At 41.3% G+C, this 19,882-nt stretch carries 17 protein-coding genes and 2 pseudogenes; 14 read left to right on the forward strand and 5 right to left on the reverse strand.

Translation table 11 applies throughout. The features are described from left to right. Nucleotide 1 precedes the first annotated feature (1 nt). From yidD to rpmH, 3 genes are read right to left on the reverse strand one after another with little or no spacing between them, the layout of a single operon-like run. Nucleotides 2-262, reverse strand: a complete 261-nt coding sequence (yidD, locus tag AAC852_RS04315; protein ID WP_340619963.1) for a membrane protein insertion efficiency factor YidD — start codon at nt 260-262, stop codon at nt 2-4. Next, on the reverse strand, nt 226-585 hold the full coding sequence (rnpA, locus tag AAC852_RS04320; RefSeq protein ID WP_340619964.1) for a ribonuclease P protein component: 360 nt from the start codon (nt 583-585) through the stop codon (nt 226-228). The genes yidD and rnpA overlap by 37 nt, the downstream gene beginning before the upstream one ends. An 18-nt stretch (nt 586-603) precedes the next feature. After that, on the reverse strand, nt 604-744 hold the full coding sequence (rpmH, locus tag AAC852_RS04325) for a 50S ribosomal protein L34 (RefSeq protein ID WP_038267117.1): 141 nt from the start codon (nt 742-744) through the stop codon (nt 604-606). Between the two features lie 762 nt (nt 745-1,506). On the opposite strand from rpmH, the gene dnaA reads away from it, so the two are divergent. From dnaA to AAC852_RS04355, 6 genes are all read left to right on the forward strand, one after another. After that, nucleotides 1,507-2,895 (forward strand): chromosomal replication initiator protein DnaA, encoded by a 1,389-nt coding sequence (gene dnaA / locus AAC852_RS04330; RefSeq protein ID WP_340619965.1) that lies wholly within the window; start codon nt 1,507-1,509, stop codon nt 2,893-2,895. A 4-nt stretch (nt 2,896-2,899) separates the two neighbouring features. Further along, nucleotides 2,900-4,000 carry a DNA polymerase III subunit beta gene (gene dnaN / locus AAC852_RS04335; protein WP_340619966.1) on the forward strand — a complete coding sequence of 367 codons (1,101 nt, stop codon included), beginning with the start codon at nt 2,900-2,902 and terminating at the stop codon, nt 3,998-4,000. Nucleotides 4,001-4,035: 35 nt separating this feature from the next. After that, nucleotides 4,036-5,172, forward strand: a complete 1,137-nt coding sequence (gene recF, locus AAC852_RS04340) for a DNA replication/repair protein RecF (RefSeq protein WP_340619967.1) — start codon at nt 4,036-4,038, stop codon at nt 5,170-5,172. A gap of 31 nt (nt 5,173-5,203) precedes the next feature. Continuing rightward, on the forward strand, nt 5,204-7,618 hold the full coding sequence (gene gyrB, locus AAC852_RS04345; RefSeq protein ID WP_340619968.1) for a DNA topoisomerase (ATP-hydrolyzing) subunit B: 2,415 nt from the start codon (nt 5,204-5,206) through the stop codon (nt 7,616-7,618). A gap of 347 nt (nt 7,619-7,965) precedes the next feature. Continuing rightward, the gene (locus AAC852_RS04350; protein ID WP_340619969.1) at nt 7,966-8,763 is read left to right on the forward strand and encodes a hypothetical protein; all 798 of its coding nucleotides are present in this window, start codon (nt 7,966-7,968) and stop codon (nt 8,761-8,763) included. A 348-nt stretch (nt 8,764-9,111) separates the two neighbouring features. Continuing rightward, complete coding sequence (locus AAC852_RS04355; protein WP_340619970.1) at nt 9,112-9,414, forward strand: NINE protein; 303 nt, start codon at nt 9,112-9,114, stop codon at nt 9,412-9,414. 436 nt (nt 9,415-9,850) lie between these two features. Here the strand turns inward: AAC852_RS04355 and asd are convergent, their stop codons facing one another. Beyond that, nucleotides 9,851-10,957: an aspartate-semialdehyde dehydrogenase gene (gene asd / locus AAC852_RS04360; RefSeq protein WP_340619971.1), complete on the reverse strand. Its 1,107-nt coding sequence runs from the start codon at nt 10,955-10,957 to the stop codon at nt 9,851-9,853. 1,081 nt (nt 10,958-12,038) lie between these two features. On the opposite strand from asd, the gene AAC852_RS04365 reads away from it, so the two are divergent. From AAC852_RS04365 to AAC852_RS04390, 6 genes and pseudogenes are all read left to right on the forward strand, one after another. Then, the gene (locus AAC852_RS04365) at nt 12,039-13,817 is read left to right on the forward strand and encodes a flotillin family protein (RefSeq protein ID WP_340620234.1); all 1,779 of its coding nucleotides are present in this window, start codon (nt 12,039-12,041) and stop codon (nt 13,815-13,817) included. Nucleotides 13,818-13,953: 136 nt separating this feature from the next. Then, nucleotides 13,954-14,448, forward strand: a pseudogene (locus AAC852_RS04370) (DNA repair ATPase); the annotation flags it as partial. Further along, nucleotides 14,448-14,847, forward strand: a pseudogene (locus AAC852_RS04375) (hypothetical protein); the annotation flags it as partial. The pseudogenes AAC852_RS04370 and AAC852_RS04375, both read left to right, overlap by 1 nt. A 145-nt stretch (nt 14,848-14,992) precedes the next feature. After that, nucleotides 14,993-15,460, forward strand: a complete 468-nt coding sequence (locus tag AAC852_RS04380; RefSeq protein ID WP_340619974.1) for a helix-turn-helix domain-containing protein — start codon at nt 14,993-14,995, stop codon at nt 15,458-15,460. After that, a complete protein-coding gene (locus AAC852_RS04385; RefSeq protein ID WP_340619975.1) occupies nt 15,457-15,711 on the forward strand; it encodes a hypothetical protein in 255 nt (84 codons plus the stop codon). Before AAC852_RS04380 ends, AAC852_RS04385 begins: the two co-directional genes overlap by 4 nt. Before the next feature lie 24 nt (nt 15,712-15,735). Beyond that, nucleotides 15,736-16,296: a rhomboid family intramembrane serine protease gene (locus AAC852_RS04390; protein WP_340619976.1), complete on the forward strand. Its 561-nt coding sequence runs from the start codon at nt 15,736-15,738 to the stop codon at nt 16,294-16,296. Between the two features lie 114 nt (nt 16,297-16,410). On the opposite strand, the gene AAC852_RS04395 is transcribed toward AAC852_RS04390, so the two are convergent. Beyond that, nucleotides 16,411-17,859 (reverse strand): flavin-containing monooxygenase, encoded by a 1,449-nt coding sequence (locus AAC852_RS04395; protein WP_340619977.1) that lies wholly within the window; start codon nt 17,857-17,859, stop codon nt 16,411-16,413. A gap of 244 nt (nt 17,860-18,103) precedes the next feature. Between AAC852_RS04395 and AAC852_RS04400 the strand changes: the two genes are divergently transcribed. Both AAC852_RS04400 and AAC852_RS04405 read left to right on the forward strand, forming a co-directional pair. Continuing rightward, nucleotides 18,104-19,039, forward strand: a complete 936-nt coding sequence (locus AAC852_RS04400) for a LysR family transcriptional regulator (RefSeq protein ID WP_340619978.1) — start codon at nt 18,104-18,106, stop codon at nt 19,037-19,039. A gap of 78 nt (nt 19,040-19,117) precedes the next feature. Then, complete coding sequence (locus tag AAC852_RS04405) at nt 19,118-19,756, forward strand: LysE family translocator (protein ID WP_340619979.1); 639 nt, start codon at nt 19,118-19,120, stop codon at nt 19,754-19,756. The last annotated feature ends 126 nt before the right edge of the window (nt 19,757-19,882 follow it).

The following is a 19,882-nucleotide window of genomic DNA, read 5'->3' on the forward strand; positions in this document are numbered from 1 at the left end:
GTTAATGTTCTCTGTTATCTTCGTTTTTTCTAGGTGGGACAGGATCATCACCACCTTCGTGTAAAGGGTGGCATTTTAATATGCGTTTCACCGTTAACCAACTGCCTTTTATCATTCCAAACCTGCGTAATGCCTCAATGCCATATTGGGAACAAGTAGGGTTGAAACGACAACGAGGCCCCAGTAGTGGACTAATCACTAACTGATAACCTCTGATTAAAACAATCAAGAGGCGCGAGCCAAGCGACAGTGACGACGCCATAATTTGCCTAACGTTTCCGTTAGCTCACGATTATCAAGCTCAGCGACCCCTTTCCTCACCAAAATCACAAAATCCATGGAAGGTAATTTATGTTGGTTTAAACGAAAACTTTCACGAACCAATCGCTTAATACGATTACGCTCATGGGCGCGTTTAACATTTTTTTTGGCGACGGTTATACCGATGCGGGGATGCCCCAGCTCATTAAGGCGTCCAAGGATGGTGATCTCTGCGGAACTTGCCCGTTGTGGCTGCTGGAAAACATAAGTGAAATGCTCGGGAGTTAACAAACGTAACTCCCTCGGAAAAGCGAGCTTAACCACTTGGAATGGTTAGCTTTATTACTTAGAAACAGTCAGACGAGCACGGCCTTTCGCACGACGGCGAGCCAGAACCTGACGACCATTTTTAGTGGCCATACGAGCGCGGAAGCCGTGAGTACGGTTACGCTTCAGTACGGATGGTTGAAAAGTGCGTTTCATAGCGATTTCTACCTAACTTAAAATTTGTAACTGATTCAGCAAATGCGTTGGCGACCAGTGATAAATAAGTAGACACCGATGCCTCAATCGCAACATCAATATATAGAAAGAGGCAGGATTGTAATAAAATGTACTACCCTTAGTCAATCCAAGATGACGCGAGCCTGACCGCGCTTCAATCGGTGTCAGACTTGTTGCTACCCAATGTTTTGCTATCTAAAGTGTTAACCCTGACTTCCACCAGCCACAGCCGGAAAAAAATCGTTCGGCATTACACACAGGGTGCAAGATTATACGGACTGTGTAATAAAGCGCAAGGATGCAACACAGATCCTGAAATTCGATTGGTAATTATACTGCTGTTTTCTCTTTGAATTTTAAACGATAACTAAATGGGATTTGCTATATACCATGATTACACTACAGTATCTTCTATGGGCTTTATATTCTACGAGTACCAAAGCGTGGTGATCTCCCTGTGGATAAAAAGCGTCAAAGCTGTGTAAAAGAATGAGGATTTATATCGTCTTTTGCGTTATGATCACTGGTCACGATTCCGATCTCGCTGTACGGATGTTGGGAGAGCGATGAAAGTAAAAGTCGCCACAAGGTACTGCGAGCTTTCTCATCGGTAGATGTTCTTATCGGTAATATTCTCATCGGTAAAAACGTTCTCATCGGTAAATAGTAATGCCTTGTGCCCAGTATAACGTATCTATTCTTCCAGTTTCTTTTATTGGTCTTGTTTTAGGGGAGTTTGCCGTGTCACTTTCGCTTTGGCAGCAATGTCTTGCCCGTTTGCAGGATGAGTTACCTGCCACAGAATTCAGTATGTGGATACGACCCCTTCAGGCAGAACTAAGTGATAACACGTTGGCTCTCTATGCCCCCAATCGCTTTGTATTGGATTGGGTTAGAGAGAAATATATAAATAATATCAATCTGTTATTAAATGATTTCTGTGGTCCTGAAGTACCATTACTGCGTTTTGAAGTAGGTAATAAGCCTGTTTCACCGAGCCAGTCTACGTCTCAGAAAATCATTGCTGATATGCCGGTGGCTACTGCTCCATCCAGTTTATCTGTACGTCCGAGCTGGGATAATGTAAAAGCGCAGCCGGAGTTATCCTATCGTTCAAACGTCAATCCTAAACATACATTTGATAACTTTGTTGAAGGTAAATCCAACCAACTCGCCAGGGCAGCAGCCAGACAAGTTGCCGATAATCCAGGAGGAGCATATAACCCGCTATTCCTTTATGGAGGCACGGGATTGGGTAAAACCCACCTTTTACATGCTGTCGGCAACAGCATCATGGCACGTAAAGCCAACGCAAAAGTGGTATACATGCATTCTGAACGTTTTGTGCAGGACATGGTTAAAGCGTTGCAGAACAATGCGATAGAAGAGTTTAAGCGTTATTATCGTTCAGTAGATGCCCTGCTTATTGATGACATTCAATTTTTCGCTAATAAAGAGCGATCACAAGAAGAATTCTTTCACACGTTCAATGCTCTGTTGGAAGGTAATCAACAGATTATTCTGACATCAGATCGCTATCCAAAAGAGATTAATGGCGTTGAAGATCGGCTAAAATCCCGTTTTGGCTGGGGATTAACTGTTGCTATTGAACCACCGGAGCTGGAAACCCGGGTTGCCATTCTGATGAAGAAAGCAGATGAAAACCAGATCCAGTTACCGGGGGAAGTGGCCTTCTTTATAGCTAAACGCCTGCGATCCAACGTCCGTGAACTCGAAGGCGCTTTGAACAGAGTCATCGCCAACGCCAATTTCACTGGCCGGGCGATTACTATTGATTTTGTACGCGAAGCATTACGTGACTTATTGGCTCTACAGGAAAAGCTGGTCACTATTGATAATATTCAGAAAACAGTCGCTGAATATTACAAAATCAAAGTTGCTGATCTGCTTTCCAAGCGCCGCTCACGCTCTGTTGCCCGTCCAAGACAGATGGCAATGGCGCTGGCAAAAGAGCTGACAAATCACAGCTTGCCTGAAATCGGGGATGCCTTTGGTGGTCGTGACCATACAACCGTATTGCACGCATGTCGTAAAATCGAACAGTTGCGTGAAGAAAGTCATGACATCAAAGAAGATTTTTCTAACTTAATCAGAACATTGTCTTCCTAGCGCTATGAAATTTATCATTGAACGTGAGCAATTATTAAAACCCTTGCAGCAGGTTAGCAGCCCCTTAGGTGGCCGCCCTACCCTGCCTATTTTAGGCAATTTATTGTTGCAGGTGACAGCCGGCTCCCTGTCACTGACAGGTACGGATTTAGAAATGGAAATGAAGGCTCAGGTAACACTCACTCAGCCACATGAAGAGGGAGCAACCACCATTCCCGCGCGTAAATTCTTTGATATCTGGCGTGGATTGCCTGATGGAGCGGAAATCAGCGTTGAGCTGGATGGAGACCGTATTCTGGTTCGCTCCGGACGCAGCCGTTTTTCACTCTCTACCCTGCCTGCATCCGATTTTCCCAATCTAGATGACTGGCAAAGCGACGTTGAATTCTCACTACCACAAGCAACATTAAAACGTCTGATTGAGTCTACTCAATTCTCAATGGCACATCAGGATGTCCGCTATTATTTGAACGGTATGCTATTCGAAACTGAAGGGGAAGAATTGCGTACTGTTGCTACAGATGGCCATCGTCTGGCGGTCTGCTCAATGAATATCGGCCAGAGTTTACCTTCACACTCAGTGATTGTCCCTCGTAAAGGTGTTATTGAATTAATGCGATTACTGGATGGTGGAGATAACCCACTCCAATTGCAGATTGGCAGCAACAATATTCGCGCCCATGTTGGTGACTTTATATTTACCTCAAAACTGGTTGATGGGCGTTTTCCTGATTATCGTCGTGTCCTGCCCAAGAATCCTGATAAAACGCTGGAAGCAAATTGTGACATGCTTAAGCAGGCATTTTCACGGGCTGCGATTTTATCCAACGAAAAATTCCGTGGTGTTCGCATTTACTTAAGCGAAAACCAGCTCCGAATTACCGCAAATAACCCGGAACAAGAAGAAGCAGAAGAGATCGTCGACGTCATTTATCACGGCGCTGAAATGGAAATTGGCTTCAATGTCAGTTACGTATTGGATGTCCTCAACGCATTAAAATGCGAACAAGTCAGTTTACTGCTGACGGACGCCACATCCAGTGTAAAAATAGAGAATTCAGCCAGTCAGGCCGCGACTTATGTCGTGATGCCGATGCGTCTGTAAAGAATGCGCCTGTAACAAGTATTAATTCATAGCTCATGATTCTCTCGCGTCTATTGATCCGCGATTTTCGTAATATCGCAAATGCCGATTTGCCGTTGGCAGCGGGATTTAATTTTCTTGTTGGGCCAAATGGCAGCGGCAAAACGAGTGTATTGGAATCCATTTACACATTGGGCCATGGACGCGCTTTTCGCAGTGTTCAGGCGGGAAGAGTGATCCGTCATGATTGTGAGGAGTTCATTCTTCATGGGAAGCTGGAGCAACAGTCCCATGAACGAACTCTGTCGGTTGGATTATGCAAAAACCGTCAGGGTGACAGCAAAGTCAGAATTGATGGCAGTGATGGGCACAAAATTGCTGAGTTGGCAAAAATATTGCCGATGCAACTTATCACACCAGAAGGTTTTACGCTGTTGAATGGTGGCCCGAAATACCGCCGTGCTTTTATCGATTGGGGTTGTTTTCATAATGAACCGCGTTTTTTTACTGGCTGGGTCAACCTAAAAAGGCTGCTCAAACAACGAAATGCGGCATTACGACAGGTAACCCGTTATAACCAGATCCAGCACTGGGATCACGAACTTGCACCGCTTGCGACCCAGATAAGCCAATGGCGGACGGAATATATTGCAGGTATTGCCGGAGATATTGAAAAAACCTGCAAACAGTTTTTACCAGAATTCACACTCAATATCTCTTTCCAACAAGGTTGGGATAAAGAGAGTGAATATGCAGAACTGCTCGCGCGGCAGTTTGAGCGCGACAAAGCATTAACCTATACCGCATCCGGTCCCCACAAAGCCGATCTGCGGATCAGGGCAGACGGCATATCTGTAGAAGATATGCTCTCACGTGGTCAGCTTAAGTTACTGATGTGTGCCCTGAGGTTAGCACAGGGTGAATATTTCACCCGACAGAGCGGGCAAAAATGCCTGTATCTGCTTGATGATTTTGCCTCTGAGTTGGATGCCGGTCGTCGTAATTTATTAGCCGAGCGTCTGAAATCTACGCAGGCCCAGGTGTTTGTCAGTGCAATAACGCCTGAGCAAGTTGCAGACATGATTGATGTAAATAGCAGGATGTTTCGCGTAGAACATGGCAAAATATGCCAATGGATTTCGAGGTGCAGCCAACAAAGCAGCTATTCGAAAGACGAAGGGTATAGAGGTTAAACCACAGGATTAAGATAAGCGAGAAACGTTGATGTCGAATACATATGACTCCTCAAGTATCAAGGTATTAAAAGGGCTGGATGCTGTTCGTAAACGTCCAGGCATGTATATCGGTGATACCGATGATGGTACTGGCCTGCACCACATGGTCTTCGAGGTTGTTGACAACGCTATCGACGAAGCCCTCGCAGGCCATTGTGACAAAATAATTGTCACAATCCATGCAGATAACTCAGTTTCTGTACAGGATGATGGCCGCGGTATTCCTACCGACATACACGAAGAAGAAGGTGTTTCAGCAGCAGAAGTCATCATGACCGTGCTGCATGCGGGGGGTAAATTCGATGACAACTCCTATAAGGTTTCCGGCGGCCTGCATGGCGTAGGGGTTTCTGTTGTTAACGCCTTATCTGAAAAACTAGAACTGACTATCCGTCGTGACGGTAAAGTACATGAACAGACCTACCATCATGGAGTTCCGCAAGCACCATTGAAAGTCGTTGGTGATACAGAACAAACAGGAACAACTGTGCGTTTCTGGCCAAGTATGGATACATTCAAAGTTAACACCGATTTCGAATTTGATATTTTGGCAAAACGTCTGCGTGAATTATCATTCCTGAACTCCGGCGTTTCCATCCGCTTAGTTGACAAGCGCACCAATACAGAAGATCTCTTCCATTATGAAGGGGGGATTAAGGCGTTTGTTGAATTCCTGAGCCGCAATAAAAACCCTATCCATCCGAATGTTTTCTATTTCTCCACCGAAAAAGACGGTATTGGTGTTGAAATTTCCATGCAATGGAATGATGGCTTCCAGGAAAACATTTATTGCTTTACCAACAATATACCTCAGCGCGATGGGGGAACCCACTTAGTGGGCTTCCGTACAGCGATGACCCGTACCCTCAATAGCTATATGGATAAAGAGGGTTATAACAAAAAATCCAAAGTCAGTGCTACCGGTGATGATGCTCGTGAAGGCTTGATCGCAGTTATCTCGGTTAAAGTTCCAGATCCGAAATTCTCTTCACAAACGAAAGATAAACTGGTTTCTTCTGAAGTGAAAACCGCGGTTGAAACGATGATGAACGAGAAGCTGGTGGAATACCTGCTGGAAAACCCTAACGATGCCAAAACCGTTGTTGGCAAAATTATTGACGCAGCACGTGCCCGTGAAGCTGCCCGTAAAGCGCGTGAGATGACCCGCCGCAAAGGCGCATTAGATCTGGCAGGTCTGCCGGGCAAACTGGCTGATTGTCAGGAGCGTGATCCTGCACTGTCCGAACTCTATCTGGTGGAGGGTGACTCTGCGGGCGGTTCAGCCAAACAGGGGCGCAACCGTAAAAATCAGGCTATCCTGCCACTGAAAGGTAAAATACTGAACGTTGAAAAAGCGCGTTTTGACAAAATGCTCTCTTCACAGGAAGTGGCAACCCTGATTACCGCATTGGGTTGTGGTATTGGCCGTGATGAATACAATCCGGATAAACTGCGTTATCACAGCATTATCATCATGACCGACGCCGACGTTGACGGTTCCCATATTCGTACTCTGTTGCTGACATTTTTCTATCGTCAGATGCCGGAAATCATTGAGCGTGGTTATGTCTATATTGCTCAGCCACCCCTGTACAAAGTGAAAAAAGGCAAACAGGAGCAATACATCAAGGACGACGATGCAATGGAAGCCTACCAAATGTCCATTGCACTGGATGGTGCATCACTTTACACCAATCCACACGCTCCGGCTCTAAAAGGCGAAGCACTGGAAAAACTGGTAACTGAATTCAATACTACACAAAAAATAATCAAACGCATGGAACGCTTGTACCCGCTGGCGCTACTGAATAACTTAATCTACCATCCGGTATTAACGGAAGATGCCATAACCGATCAGACCAAAGTGGAAGAATGGGTAAGTGCACTGACCATCCGTCTGAATGACAAAGAGCAACATGGCAGCACTTACAGCTACCAAATCCATGAAAATCGCGAGCGTCAGGTTTATGAGCCGGTTCTGTGCATCCGCACACACGGTGTTGATACTAACTACAATTTGGATTTCGATTTCATTCACGGAGGCGAATACCGCCGTATCAGCAAACTGGGTGAATTGATCGGCAATCTGATTGAAGAAGGTGCTTATATTGAGCGTGGCGAACGCCGTCAGGCAGTAAGTAGCTTTGAGCAAGCACTGGAATGGCTGAGCAAAGAGTCACGCCGCGGTCTGTCTATCCAACGTTATAAAGGTCTGGGGGAAATGAACCCTGATCAGTTGTGGGAAACCACAATGAACCCAGAAACTCGCCGTATGATGCGTGTCACTGTGAAAGATGCCATTGCGACCGATCAACTGTTCACCACCCTGATGGGTGATGCTGTTGAACCTCGTCGTGCATTTATTGAAGAGAACGCACTGAAAGCTGCGAATATTGATATCTGATATTCCTACACCTGCCCCGGATAACTAAAACGTTATCCGGGGAAAAGACGGTTCAAAATTTATCTATAAAATATTCATTGGTTACTTGGAAAACCATCTAAAACTGCCTTATATTACTTCTCAAATTAATTGAAAAATCCTTCATTTATTTACCCTGATAACGAGCGATTATTTAAGGATATTTCTTCATAAAAAACAAAAAATGATCTTATTAATAAGATAAGAAAAATTTCACTTTCATTATATAAATCAGGAATTTTTAATTCTCAATAACATATTGAACCTAAATGTTAAGAGTAGCTTAATTTTATTAATCATATTCAATTTCTATTATAAAGGTTATTATTATGTTAAAACGAAATTCTTCTTTTAATAGCTATATACACAAAACGCCATCTGGAGCTTTATCCCGCTCAAACTCTTTCCATACTCTGCCACCCCAAAATATATTGAATATCAATGTTAATCATCACAACCCCAGATTGATAAATGGATACATTCCAATAGTTAAAAAAGCAACATTGCAAGAAGCGGAAATAGCAGTCAGGAAATTATATAATTCAATTAAACAGGATGGATGGCTGTCACATATCGAAAATACATATCGAAGAAGAGACAATATAGAAGCAAAATCAAACCCCTCCACCGAAGAATCATGGGATCTGAGATGTTGTATAACAGATAGCCTGTTATGTACAGTGAAAGATAATTTATCATTTCGCATCAGAAAAAAAGATAGTACCTTATATCAAGGTTGCAACTATACCTACTTTGTCTGTTATACAACTCACTTTCCAACAGACTCAGTGTCTTCTCTGATGGTGCCCATTGGAATAATGTTATTTACCTACAATGAAGATGATCTCTATCCATATTATCCTGAAGTCAGTTACCTGATTACCCATCCGGGGATCCAAAATTGTGCTTATTTACTGATGGAAAAAGCTGTCAATTTGTCCTACCAAACAGGCCATCATGGAAGATTAAAATTGACGACGGCAACGAAACACCTTTCAAATGCTTACAACAGGCTTGGGTTTATTGATGATGAACCATGTTCTATGATATTAGACCCAAATAACAGCAAATTATGGGTATTTTATGCCGCAAATGGAGGATATCGCTTTACTGGGTTGTGTCCTTAATTTTTATCGAGAAACTTAACTATGCTAGCAAATAATACTCACCAATTATTCGGAAGATACATTCAAAATGCAAAAATAACGATCGCCATTCTTGGCAACTGGAACCACATGTTGTTCTGACACACATAAACGAATCTTAGATATGGCTATGAATGGAATGTCGGGAGACAGTATATGTCTGGAATTGGCGATTATCTAAACATTCATCACTATCAATAAATTGGATTTATAACCTTCTTCCCATTGGTCACCCTGAGACTGTCTTAATTTTTCTTAAAATCATTGGATTTTTAACTTGATAGTTTTAATATAAAACAGAATGAGATAGATAACATTAAGGATATTTAGATGTCAAACATGGTCTATTGCCGTGGCTGTGGAAAAGAAATCCACACCTCCGCAAGCTCTTGCCCTAGCTGTGGTGCAGTTCAAAAAGAAGAAATACAAGGTGAGAAAAGCAGAATAACTGCAGCTCTATTAGCTTTCTTTCTTGGTTTTATCGGGGTACATAGATTTTATCTAGGAAAAATAGGATCAGGGTTTTTATACCTTATTTTTTGCTGGACGTTCATTCCTTATATCATTTCTTTTATTGAATTTATTATCTATTTATGCATGTCAGATAAAGATTTCGCTAAGAAATATGGTTAATTAAACTCCTTTTATGTTAAACGGGCGAATTAAACCGCCCGTTCATTCCATTTAAAACACCTCAAATCAGTTTCAAGCTACTATCACTCGCCTACCCAGAACAACTCTTGTTTGTATATTTGGCAAGTATCGAAAACCGGGCAGTTACCCCTTGATGCAGATGCTTTTATCGGTGCATTGACGAAATTAGCCAGCGCTCCACGGAAGAGCGGCAGGCATTAAAAAATGCCTCGGTGATAAGCTAATTGTGGAAAGTGAAAAACAACGCTGAGATCTAAATTATTTTAAAATCAATAGAATGAGAATTTACAAAAAACCAGCATGCAAGGACCAACATAATGGCGACATGTCCTGATTGCCCCCATTATGTAACTATAAGATATAAAAAAACAACCACCAATATTTATTCAATAATGGCGGTCTATTAAATGCTTTACTACAACAAAATCCGCAACATACGACGCAACGGCTCGGCCGCTCCCCACAGTAACTGATCACCAACAGTAAAAGCAGACAGATATTCCGGCCCCATATTCAGCTTACGCAGACGACCCACTGGCGTATTCAAAGTACCCGTCACCGTCACCGGTGTTAATTCACGCATGGTCAATTCGCGATCATTCGGGATCACGCGAACCCAGTCATTATGGGATGCCAGCAACGTTTCAATTTCGTGAATCGGAATATCTCTTTTCAATTTCAGGGTAAATGCCTGACTATGGCAACGCAGTGCTCCAATACGAACACACAGGCCATCAACCGGAATGATGTCATCACCCGTATTCAAAATCTTGTTGGTTTCCGCCTGGCCTTTCCACTCTTCACGGCTCTGCCCATTTTCCAGTTGCTTATCAATCCACGGGATTAAACTCCCCGCCAGAGGAACACCAAATTGATCAGTCGGCAATGCGCCGTTGCGGGTAAAATCCGTTACACGCTTCTCAATATCCAAAATCGCAAAAGCCGGGTTTTGCAGTTCATCTGCAACCTGATCATGCAACATGCCCATCTGCACCAACAATTCGCGCATATGGCGAGCACCACCACCAGAAGCTGCCTGATAGGTTGAGACTGATGCCCACTCGATCAAATTATTAGCAAACAAGCCACCCAATGACATTAACATCAGGCTGACAGTACAGTTACCGCCAACAAAAGTTTTAATCCCTTTATTCAGGCTGTTCTGAATATGTTGATGGTTAACAGGATCGAGAATAATGACAGCATCATCATTCATGCGGAGTGCAGAAGCCGCATCGATCCAATATCCCTGCCAGCCCGTTGCTTTCAGTCTGGGATAAATTTCATTGGTATAATCCCCTCCCTGACAACTAATAATAATATCCAACGTATTAAGTGCTTCAATATCAAAAGCATCCTGCAAAACGCCCGACTTACCTGTAAACTCCGGGGCTGGTTGTCCATGTTGGGAAGTCGTAAAAAAAACGGGATTGATCTGGTTAAAATCCCCTTCTTCGATCATTCTTTGCATCAATACTGAGCCAACCATACCACGCCAGCCGATAAAACCTACTCTTTTCATCATAGTTACCCTGTCTTGAAAAAGTCGTTGTCAGCCCCCCTGACAGTACTAAAGCTGACAAAATATGAGAAAAGGTGCAAGTAAATTTATGCGCCACAGAGCTAACCATTTTGCGGCAATCCGCGTGCTATTTTTAAACCATATCGAAATTTATTCAGGTATTCCTTTGCAAATATAATTAGTCTGGAGAAAATAATTTATTAATTGATAATTTAATAAATAAATTATATCAACTAATATCCCCTTCTGAATTTATATCTTAAATACGCCATATATTTCCTTGATTTCAATATAGAATAATAGCTAATCAAAAAATTAAATGATTTTATTTTATTATTACTAAGAGTATAAATAACAGCCATTAATTCCTCTGGTAAAAATTCAAAAAATATCTTTTTTAAACTATTAACTTATTCTTAAATCTGATTTAATTAAATATAACTTTACAATGAGTTATCACCGTTTTGAGACAGCATTCCAATGGCGCTTTTCTTACAAAACTGTTTAGCTTTTCCAGTTATTATCTTCAGCAGGCTATTATTGATTATTTTGTTTTATTGGATATGTGCCGCTTTGGGTTTACTGGATATTATGAATATGGATGTAGATAGTTTCGACGCAACCTCTCTGGCGGGTTGGTTAACGAAACTCGGCCTGACCGGAATTCCTATCACCATTATTATCACACTAATTACTCTGATTAGCTGGCCTCTAAGCTATTTCAGAGAGCACTTAATGCTGCGTTTCATTGAAACCGATGTGCTCCGTTATTTACTAAGAATTGCCACCCTCTTAGCCTTATCTTGCAGGTACGCGCACCAGAAAGTGACGGTATCATTCGCGGAGATCGTGTCGTGCTGATCAGTTATGACGCCACAACAAACAGTTATGCAGTCGTCAGTGAAGATGAACTTAGATTGTAACAAATTACTTTCCACCACTGCCGTAAAACTTGCTATCTGACATGCCTCTCTCAATATTTCGGTCATGGATGAATAGCAACTTAAGTTCTGAGGGATTCCGTTAACCCCAAACAGGTTTGCCCTACAACAAAATGGAGAAACACTTAAATATGTCAGATATTAATTTGGTTGATTTCATGCCGTTTTTGATAATTATTGCAACGATAATCATCGTCATTCTGGGTTTTTTGGGGCTTTTTAAAGCATTTTATATCAAAGTACCACAAGGCACTGCGCTGATCGTTAACGATATGTCATCTCAACCTAAAGTCCATTTTACTGGTGCTCTGGTTTATCCCGTTATTTACAAAAAAGAATTCATGCGAATTTCCCTGCTGACACTGGAAGTTGATCGTCGGGGTAAAGATGGTCTGATCTGTAAAGATAACCTGCGTGCAGACATTACTGTTGCTTTCTACCTGCGAGTGAATGAAACCACCGAAGATATATTGAAAGTGGCAAAATTCATCGGTGTTGAACGTGCATCTGACCATAATGCCGTCAGCGCGCTGTTTAGTGCCAAATTCTCAGAAGCACTGAAAACTGTTGGGAAACAACTTGAACTGGCAAAACTGTTTGAAGACCGCCAAAACTTCCGTGACCGCATTGTTGATGTTATCGGTAAGGATTTGAACGGATATGCTCTGGAAGATGTTGCTATCGACTATCTGGAACAGACCCCGAAAAACTCGCTGGATCCAAACAATATTTTCGATGCAGAAGGTATTCGCAAAATCACCGAAATCACTGCCATTCACAATATTGAAACCAATCAGAAAGAGCGAGATCAAGAGCTGGCTATTCAGAAGAAAAACGTGGAATCCCGTGAAGCCAGTCTGGCATTAGAACGTCAGCAAGCTGATGCCGAAGCCCGCCAAAAACGTGAAATTGAAAGTATTCGTGCTCGTGAAGCCGCCGAAACTCTGAAAGTAAAAGAAGAAGAGCGCCTGAAAGCAGAGCAAGCTCGTATTCAAACCCAGCAGGAAATCGAAATCTGCGAAGAGAATCGCCTGCGTGAAGTGGAAGTTGCTCAACAGAATCGCTCCCGTGCCGTCGCCATTGAAATGGAAAAAGTCATTCGCGCACAGGAATTGGAAATTGTTGCCCGTGAGCGTGAAGTTGAACTCCAGCGCATTGAAAAAGAGAAAGCGCTGGAAGAAGAGCGTAAAAATATTTCTAACGTTATTCGTGAGCGTGTCGCTGTAGAAAAAACCGTTGCCCAGGAAGAAGAACGCATCAAGGAAGTGCGTATGATTTCTGAAGCAGACCGGCAAAAACAGATCACCATTATTCAAGCTCAGGCCGAAGCCAAGGTATTAGAAGAAAAACTGACGGCACAAGCACGTGGTGAAGGCCAGTTGGGTGCCGCACAAGCTGAAGTAATCCGCCAGCGTCTGAAAGCAGAAGCGGATGGTCTGACTGATAAATTCACCGCGATAGGTAATCTCAACGATACCGCACGTGAGCATGAAGAGTTCCGTATGCAGCTTGAGAAAAACTTTGAACAAGCAATGTCTGCCATTTCCGCCAATAAAGAGATCGCCAAAGAACAAGCGGAGGTTCTGGCGGCAGCGCTTAGCAAAACCAACATCGATATCGTGGGCGGTGACGGCAGCTTCTTCAATACCTTCTCTAAAGCACTCACTGTGGGCAAAGCCATTAATGGCGTAGTAGACAAAAGCCCATTAGTAAAATCCGCCGTAGATAGATTGCTGGCAAGTAAAGGTGATAGTGGAACCGGAGAAAAAGAGGTGGGTGAAAAAAAGGAAGGTGAAAAAGTAGCTGGAGAGCAAAAACTCGATTTCAACTCTTTGCTGCAAAATCCAGAAGTCCAATCTCTGGTCAATATGTTCAGCGGCGGTAAAAAAATTCAGAAGAAAGATAATTCAGAAGAGTAGTCAGTAATACTCACCGTCACAGTTGCCCATGGCGGTGAGTATCCATATTTAAGAAATGTCTGTACGGTGCCCTGCCCTGGAACCCGAATTAACGTCATTAAAGCAAGGAAATAGTTACGCCATGTCAGATAGCCAAATGAACGATCATCAAGTAAACACTCGCGAGCAGGAATTACTGGATAATGCCGTCGCCGAAGGTGGAGCTTATGATATCTTACGCCATCGTCTGTCTGAACAAGGCCAGCAACTACACGAAAAAGTCAGTCTGTTAAATACCCGCCGTCTGGAAGAATTCGGCAAAAACCAGACTGATATTATTGGCCGTATTCGTATTCGCACAGAGAATAACTGCGTTGCCCGCGATATTGTTCGTGTTGGTGACTATCTACTATTTGGCTATAACGTTTTCCTCGGCTTGAAAAAAGAGACTCAGGTTGAAGATGTTTTTTCCCTGTACAAATTGAAAAAAGAGAACGATGAATATGATGTTGAATCTGTCCCACTGACAGGTACATTTCTCAATATCACCAGCTTTGTACAGGATTTCAACGAACTGTATACCTACTACAAAAACACTCAACTACTGGAACTGGTCGAACGAGACGGTAAGCTCCTTGCCAGCTTCCCCATCCTGATATGTTGGCGAATCGTGCCGATATTTATAACCTCGGTGAAGTATTAGGTGGTATGGAAGAAGCCTTCACACTGAGCTATATCGAAAACAGTCTTGACTTCAAATCCGGTATTGGCTCCGTTGGCGTTACGTGACATGAACGAAGCAGAAATACAGCGTATTCTAGATGATCACTATTTGGGAGAAGCACAATTGCTGACCAGTGGAGCGGAAGAGAACTTACTCAAACTGGCAGAGATCCGTGGCATGATGACACCAGAACAACAACGCTGGCAACAGATAAAATGCGATTTTATGCGCAATAAAGCACTGGGTGGTGATAATGCTGATGTCGGTGACCGGGTTGTCACCCAACTTGCTGATTTGGTTAAGAGTGTTCAGGCGTTAGGAAATTGATCTGTATATCCAAAAAAACATAAATCTACAAAACAGTACTAAGATTATAAAAGGACTTATTTTTCGTTTATTGCGTTTTTTGATTATTTCGTTTATCTTGTGATTGCCGATTTTTAATGCATCACTAGCTATTGAGGTACTTTCCATGACTATTTCCAACTCCTCCAAAATGACGCTTCCTTTAGCAAGAGAAGTTCAGGTTGCAGTGGAAAGTCAGCGTGTTCTGGCAGCCTATCTGGCAACCCACTTCGAAACCCAATACATCCAGATATTTGATGAAAAAAATCAATCACATAAAGTAGAATTACCCACTTCTGCTTTGCGCCTTTTGGTTGATATTTTGTCTGAACTTGCTGAAGGTAATGCAGTTAAAGTTGTACCAGTTCATGCAGAACTAACCACTCAAGAAGCAGCAGATTTACTTAATGTCTCCAGGCCTCATTTAATCAAATTATTGGAAGAAGGTGCACTACCATTCCACAAGACTGGAAAACATCGCCGTGTACGGTTTTCAGACCTGATGATATTTAAAAATACACGCGACCAAGATAGTGAAAAAACTATGTCAGAACTGACTCAGCAGGCACAAGAATTAGGAATGGGATACGAATGAGATATTCTTCCTTTACAGCCATCTATGATGCTTGTGTTTTATATCCAGCACCATTGAGAGATTTCCTTATGTGGCTAGGTCTATCAGGGCAGTTTAGAGCCCGTTGGAGCTACCAAATTCATGAAGAATGGAAACGAAACTTATTAGTTAATCGTACAGATTTAACCCGAAGCCAATTAGATAGAACCTCTGATTTAATGGATCATGCAATTCCTGATGCGTTAGTTGTTAATTACGAAAATTTGATGTGATAAATAAGATTAAGGCAACATATAGTGAAAATATGGCTCCAACAACGCTTTCATATCTTGATCTGGTTGGTATTATTACTTGTTTTAATTCAAATAATTGATACCTTAACCGGTGGAACATTAAACAATTTCGGCATTATCCCCCGATATATTCAGGGATTGATTGGCATTCCATTCTCTCCATTCCTGCATAGCAGTTGGGCACACCTGTTTAGTAACCTTCCTGTCTTACTGGTACTCAGTGCGTTACTGACGACCCATTCTATTCGTTATTACATTCTGGCCAGTTTGTTTATTATTTTTACCGAGGGTACGTTAGTCTGGCTATTCGGCCGAATGGCCATTCATATCGGTGCCAGCGGCTGGATTTTTGGTTTGTGGGGGTTATTACTGGCGAATGCTTACTTCCTGAGAAGAGCTAAAGATTTTTTCTTTTCCATTCTGGTAATTATCTATTATGGCGGGATAGCTTTCGGTCTATTACCACTACAAGAAAATATTTCTACAGAAGGCCATATTTTTGGGGCGATCTCAGGAATAATTTTCTCCTGGCTCTCCAGGAAGTGGTTAATCAAACAACGTTAATGCATAGAATTAAGAATATAAAATTGGGTATTACCGTACCATCTTTGATATCCCTTATTACTCTGACATCTGATAAAAAATAATTCGCCCGTTATCATAACGGGCTGATTATGATTACAACCATTCCAGAGCGGGATCATCCACTGGCTGCCGTAAGACTTTTTTATCTTTTTGATAATCATGTGATATTTGCCAATTTGGACTGCGTCCCTGACGGGGAAGTGAATCTTCACCTCGTTTCACATAACCAGATTGCAAGGCACCAAACAAATGTTTATCAGGTACTACCTCATCCGGCTGAGCATGTGGTGTCACAACCGTAGCCTGACGCCGATCCATTTCATTTAACAAACGACAAATATATTCCGCTGAGAGATCAATTTTTAATGTCCAGGCGTTGCTAATATAACCAAATAGATAAGCAAAATTAGGAATATCCTGTATCAATGTCCCCTTATAGAACATCATGTTATTACCTTGCAGTGGTTGACCATCAATAGCAATCTCAGCTCCTCCTATCATTTGTAATTGCAACCCTGTCGCTGTCACTATGATATCAGCAGATAATTTCTTACCTGATTGTAATAAAATCCCGTCTTCAGTAATACGTTTAATTTGATCGGTAACGATAGAAGCTTTCCCCTCTTTCAAAACCTTAAATAGATTGCTGTCGGGCACAAAGCACAACCGTTCATCCCATGGCATATACTTGGGTGTCAGGTGTTTCATGTCAAAATCAGGGCCAACTTTTCTACGGGCTAATCCCAACAATAACGATTTTAAAAGGTTAGGGAAATATCGGCTAATTTTATATAACAAGCTAAAAAATAAGATATTGCGTTTTCGGCTTAATGTATAAATCCAACGTTGTGGAATAATACCATTCAGAAACTCAGCTATCTTATCCCTGCCCGGTATTGAAAAAATATAACTTGGGGAACGCTGTAGCATAGTAATATGTTCAGTCTCATATGCCATTGCTGGAAGTAATGTGACTGCGGTTGCACCACTTCCAATCACAACAACCCGCTTTCGTTTGTAATCTAATGTCTCAGGCCAGTGTTGGGGATGAACTACTGTGCCTTTAAAATCTTCAAGGCCGGGGAATTTAGGTACATAAGGTTCATCCTGATTGTAGTAACCTGTCGCGCCAATAAGAAAATGACAAGTAAATTGCCGAATTTCTCCACTGGTTTCATCTATTGCGGTAACAGTCCATTGGCGAGTTTCACTTGACCAGTTAATTTTGGTGATCTTTAACCCAAACTGAATTTTTTTATCAATTTCATACTCTTCTACTGCTGAATTCAGATAGCGTCTAATTGAAGGCCCATCAGCAAAAATACTGGTGTCCGTCCAGGGACGAAATTTATAGCCATAACTCATCATATCTGCATCTGTGCGAATCCCCGGATAGCGAAATAAATCCCAGGTTCCACCTATTGCGTCACGACGCTCTAAGACCCCCACTTTTTTGTCAGGACATTCTCTTGCCAAATGGCATGCCATACCAATGCCAGAAACGCCCGCTCCCATAATCAAAACATCATAATGGTTATCCATACTATTACCTCCCCTATAAATATACTCTTTGGATTAAATCAGTCTCCCATTACTGAGATATATTATTTTTTATTCAATAGAACAACCATTTGTATTTATGAGGCAGGAGTATCATGATTAGACACATAACTAATTGTTGAACAAATCTCTTTTAACTCATTAGTATTGAAAATTTATGGATAAAAAATTAATTATCACTTAAAGTGCTTATAATTATTGAAACTACCAATATGGAAAATACACTTTGAATAATTACAAATTACTACCCGCTCTAATATCAATACTGAGAACACTTAATTTGACGGAATCAGCAAAACAATTAAATGTGACACAGTCTGCGATGAGTAAAACGTTAAATCAGCTCCGTGAGGATTTTCATGACAAGATTATTATAAGAGAAGCAAATAAATTTATCCTTACCAAAAAAGGAGAAAAATTAAAGGCACAGCTTCCAATATTGATGCAACAACTAGATAATCTATATGCACCAGAATCAATAGAACCAAGTCAATGTAAAAGGAAATTTACCTTAGCCTCCAGCGACTATGTCGCCCAAGCCATCTTACCTTCTATCTTTTTTCATATTGAAAGGGAAGCGCCTAAAGTCAGCATCGAATATAAACTGTGGTATAAAAACAACCTGAATAAACTTGCTGGACAAGATCTTGACTTAGTGGCCACTATTGCTGACTCCATACCTGATAATTTATATGGCAAGTTAATGGCCGAAGACCAACTTGTCGTTGTATTCAGACATAATCACCCTAAATCTGATAGTGAACTAACCATTAACGACTATATTACCAGTCGGCATATTCTTATTAGTGGTGGTGGAGATAAAGATAGCTTCGTTGACCATACATTAGCAATGATGGATCTCCACCGTAATATTTTGGTTACAGTTCCTTTTTTCCAATCAGCCATTGAGTTACTGTTAAAAACAGATGCCATGCTCACTATACCACTGCATATCGCTGCTGATTTTGCCCAAAATTATGATTTGAAAATAAGATACTTACCCATTGATATCCAGCCGCAACAATACTACTTACTATGGCATGCCAAGTATCATCAGGACCCAGAGCATAAATGGTTCCGAGAAATTTGTTTTCCTTTAATCAAAGCGCATCTTGAAAGGACAATCAGACATGGTATGAAATTAATTCATACCCGTAAGTAGATTTTCCATCTTTTATACATCATTCTTTCATTAGTATAATGAAACCCATTTATCAATGGTAAAATAGCGGTAATTATTATGCTATCTATAGAAACATTAATTACATTTATCAGTATTTCAACTTTTTTATGCTTTTTACCCGGCCCTGATAATCTTTTTATATTGAGTCAATCGGCAATACATGGGCGAAAAGTTGGAATATTAATAACTATGGGTCTATGTATTGGTTTGGCAATACATATTTCTTTAGTATCATTAGGTATTGCAACAATATTACGAGAAAATGCACTAGCATTTGGAGTTATTCGGATTTTTGGCATAATTTATCTAACTTATCTGGCTTGGGGTGCTTTCAAAGCTAAACCTGCTTTTATTCAACGAAGTACGGATAATTTTCATGATACAAAAAAACTTATCAGAAAAGGGATGCTCATGAATTTATCAAATCCCAAGATTATCGTTTTCTTTTTGGCTTTTCTGCCTCAGTTCACCAATCAAAGTACAAGTATTATTCCAGTTTCACTCCAGTCACTATATCTTGGCGTGATATTTTCCACCATCACTTTTATTGTATTTTCCATTATTTCATATTTATCAGGGTATTTAAGTGAAGTAATATTTCATAAACCAAAAATACAAAATATTTTAAATAAAATCACAGCCTTAATATTTGTAGCATTGGCAGTTAATTTATTAATTTCAGGCGGCTTTGCCTGATAAATGCAGTTTTTCAGAAAGGCGGTCAGTTGCTATAGTTGGTATCTTTCTTGCCAAAGGAAAACACGCTATGGACTATATGCAATTGTTCGAAACAGAAAGATACCAGATGTTCAGCTTAAAAAA

This window comes from Xenorhabdus siamensis, from assembly GCF_037996745.1.
Classification (GTDB): Bacteria; Pseudomonadota; Gammaproteobacteria; order Enterobacterales; family Enterobacteriaceae; genus Xenorhabdus; species Xenorhabdus indica.

What these genes read in the sequence shown, in the direction of transcription:
- rpmH (WP_038267117.1), bottom strand. Translation starts at nt 744, where the DNA reads ATGAAACGCACTTTTCAACCATCCGTACTGAAGCGTAACCGTACTCAC.
- AAC852_RS04380 (WP_340619974.1), top strand. Translation starts at nt 14,993, where the DNA reads ATGACTATTTCCAACTCCTCCAAAATGACGCTTCCTTTAGCAAGAGAA.
- AAC852_RS04350 (WP_340619969.1), top strand. Translation starts at nt 7,966, where the DNA reads ATGTTAAAACGAAATTCTTCTTTTAATAGCTATATACACAAAACGCCA.
- AAC852_RS04355 (WP_340619970.1), top strand. Translation starts at nt 9,112, where the DNA reads ATGTCAAACATGGTCTATTGCCGTGGCTGTGGAAAAGAAATCCACACC.
- AAC852_RS04395 (WP_340619977.1), bottom strand. Translation starts at nt 17,859, where the DNA reads ATGGATAACCATTATGATGTTTTGATTATGGGAGCGGGCGTTTCTGGC.
- asd (WP_340619971.1), bottom strand. Translation starts at nt 10,957, where the DNA reads ATGAAAAGAGTAGGTTTTATCGGCTGGCGTGGTATGGTTGGCTCAGTA.
- recF (WP_340619967.1), top strand. Translation starts at nt 4,036, where the DNA reads ATGATTCTCTCGCGTCTATTGATCCGCGATTTTCGTAATATCGCAAAT.
- gyrB (WP_340619968.1), top strand. Translation starts at nt 5,204, where the DNA reads ATGTCGAATACATATGACTCCTCAAGTATCAAGGTATTAAAAGGGCTG.
- dnaN (WP_340619966.1), top strand. Translation starts at nt 2,900, where the DNA reads ATGAAATTTATCATTGAACGTGAGCAATTATTAAAACCCTTGCAGCAG.
- AAC852_RS04405 (WP_340619979.1), top strand. Translation starts at nt 19,118, where the DNA reads ATGCTATCTATAGAAACATTAATTACATTTATCAGTATTTCAACTTTT.
- AAC852_RS04385 (WP_340619975.1), top strand. Translation starts at nt 15,457, where the DNA reads ATGAGATATTCTTCCTTTACAGCCATCTATGATGCTTGTGTTTTATAT.
- yidD (WP_340619963.1), bottom strand. Translation starts at nt 262, where the DNA reads ATGGCGTCGTCACTGTCGCTTGGCTCGCGCCTCTTGATTGTTTTAATC.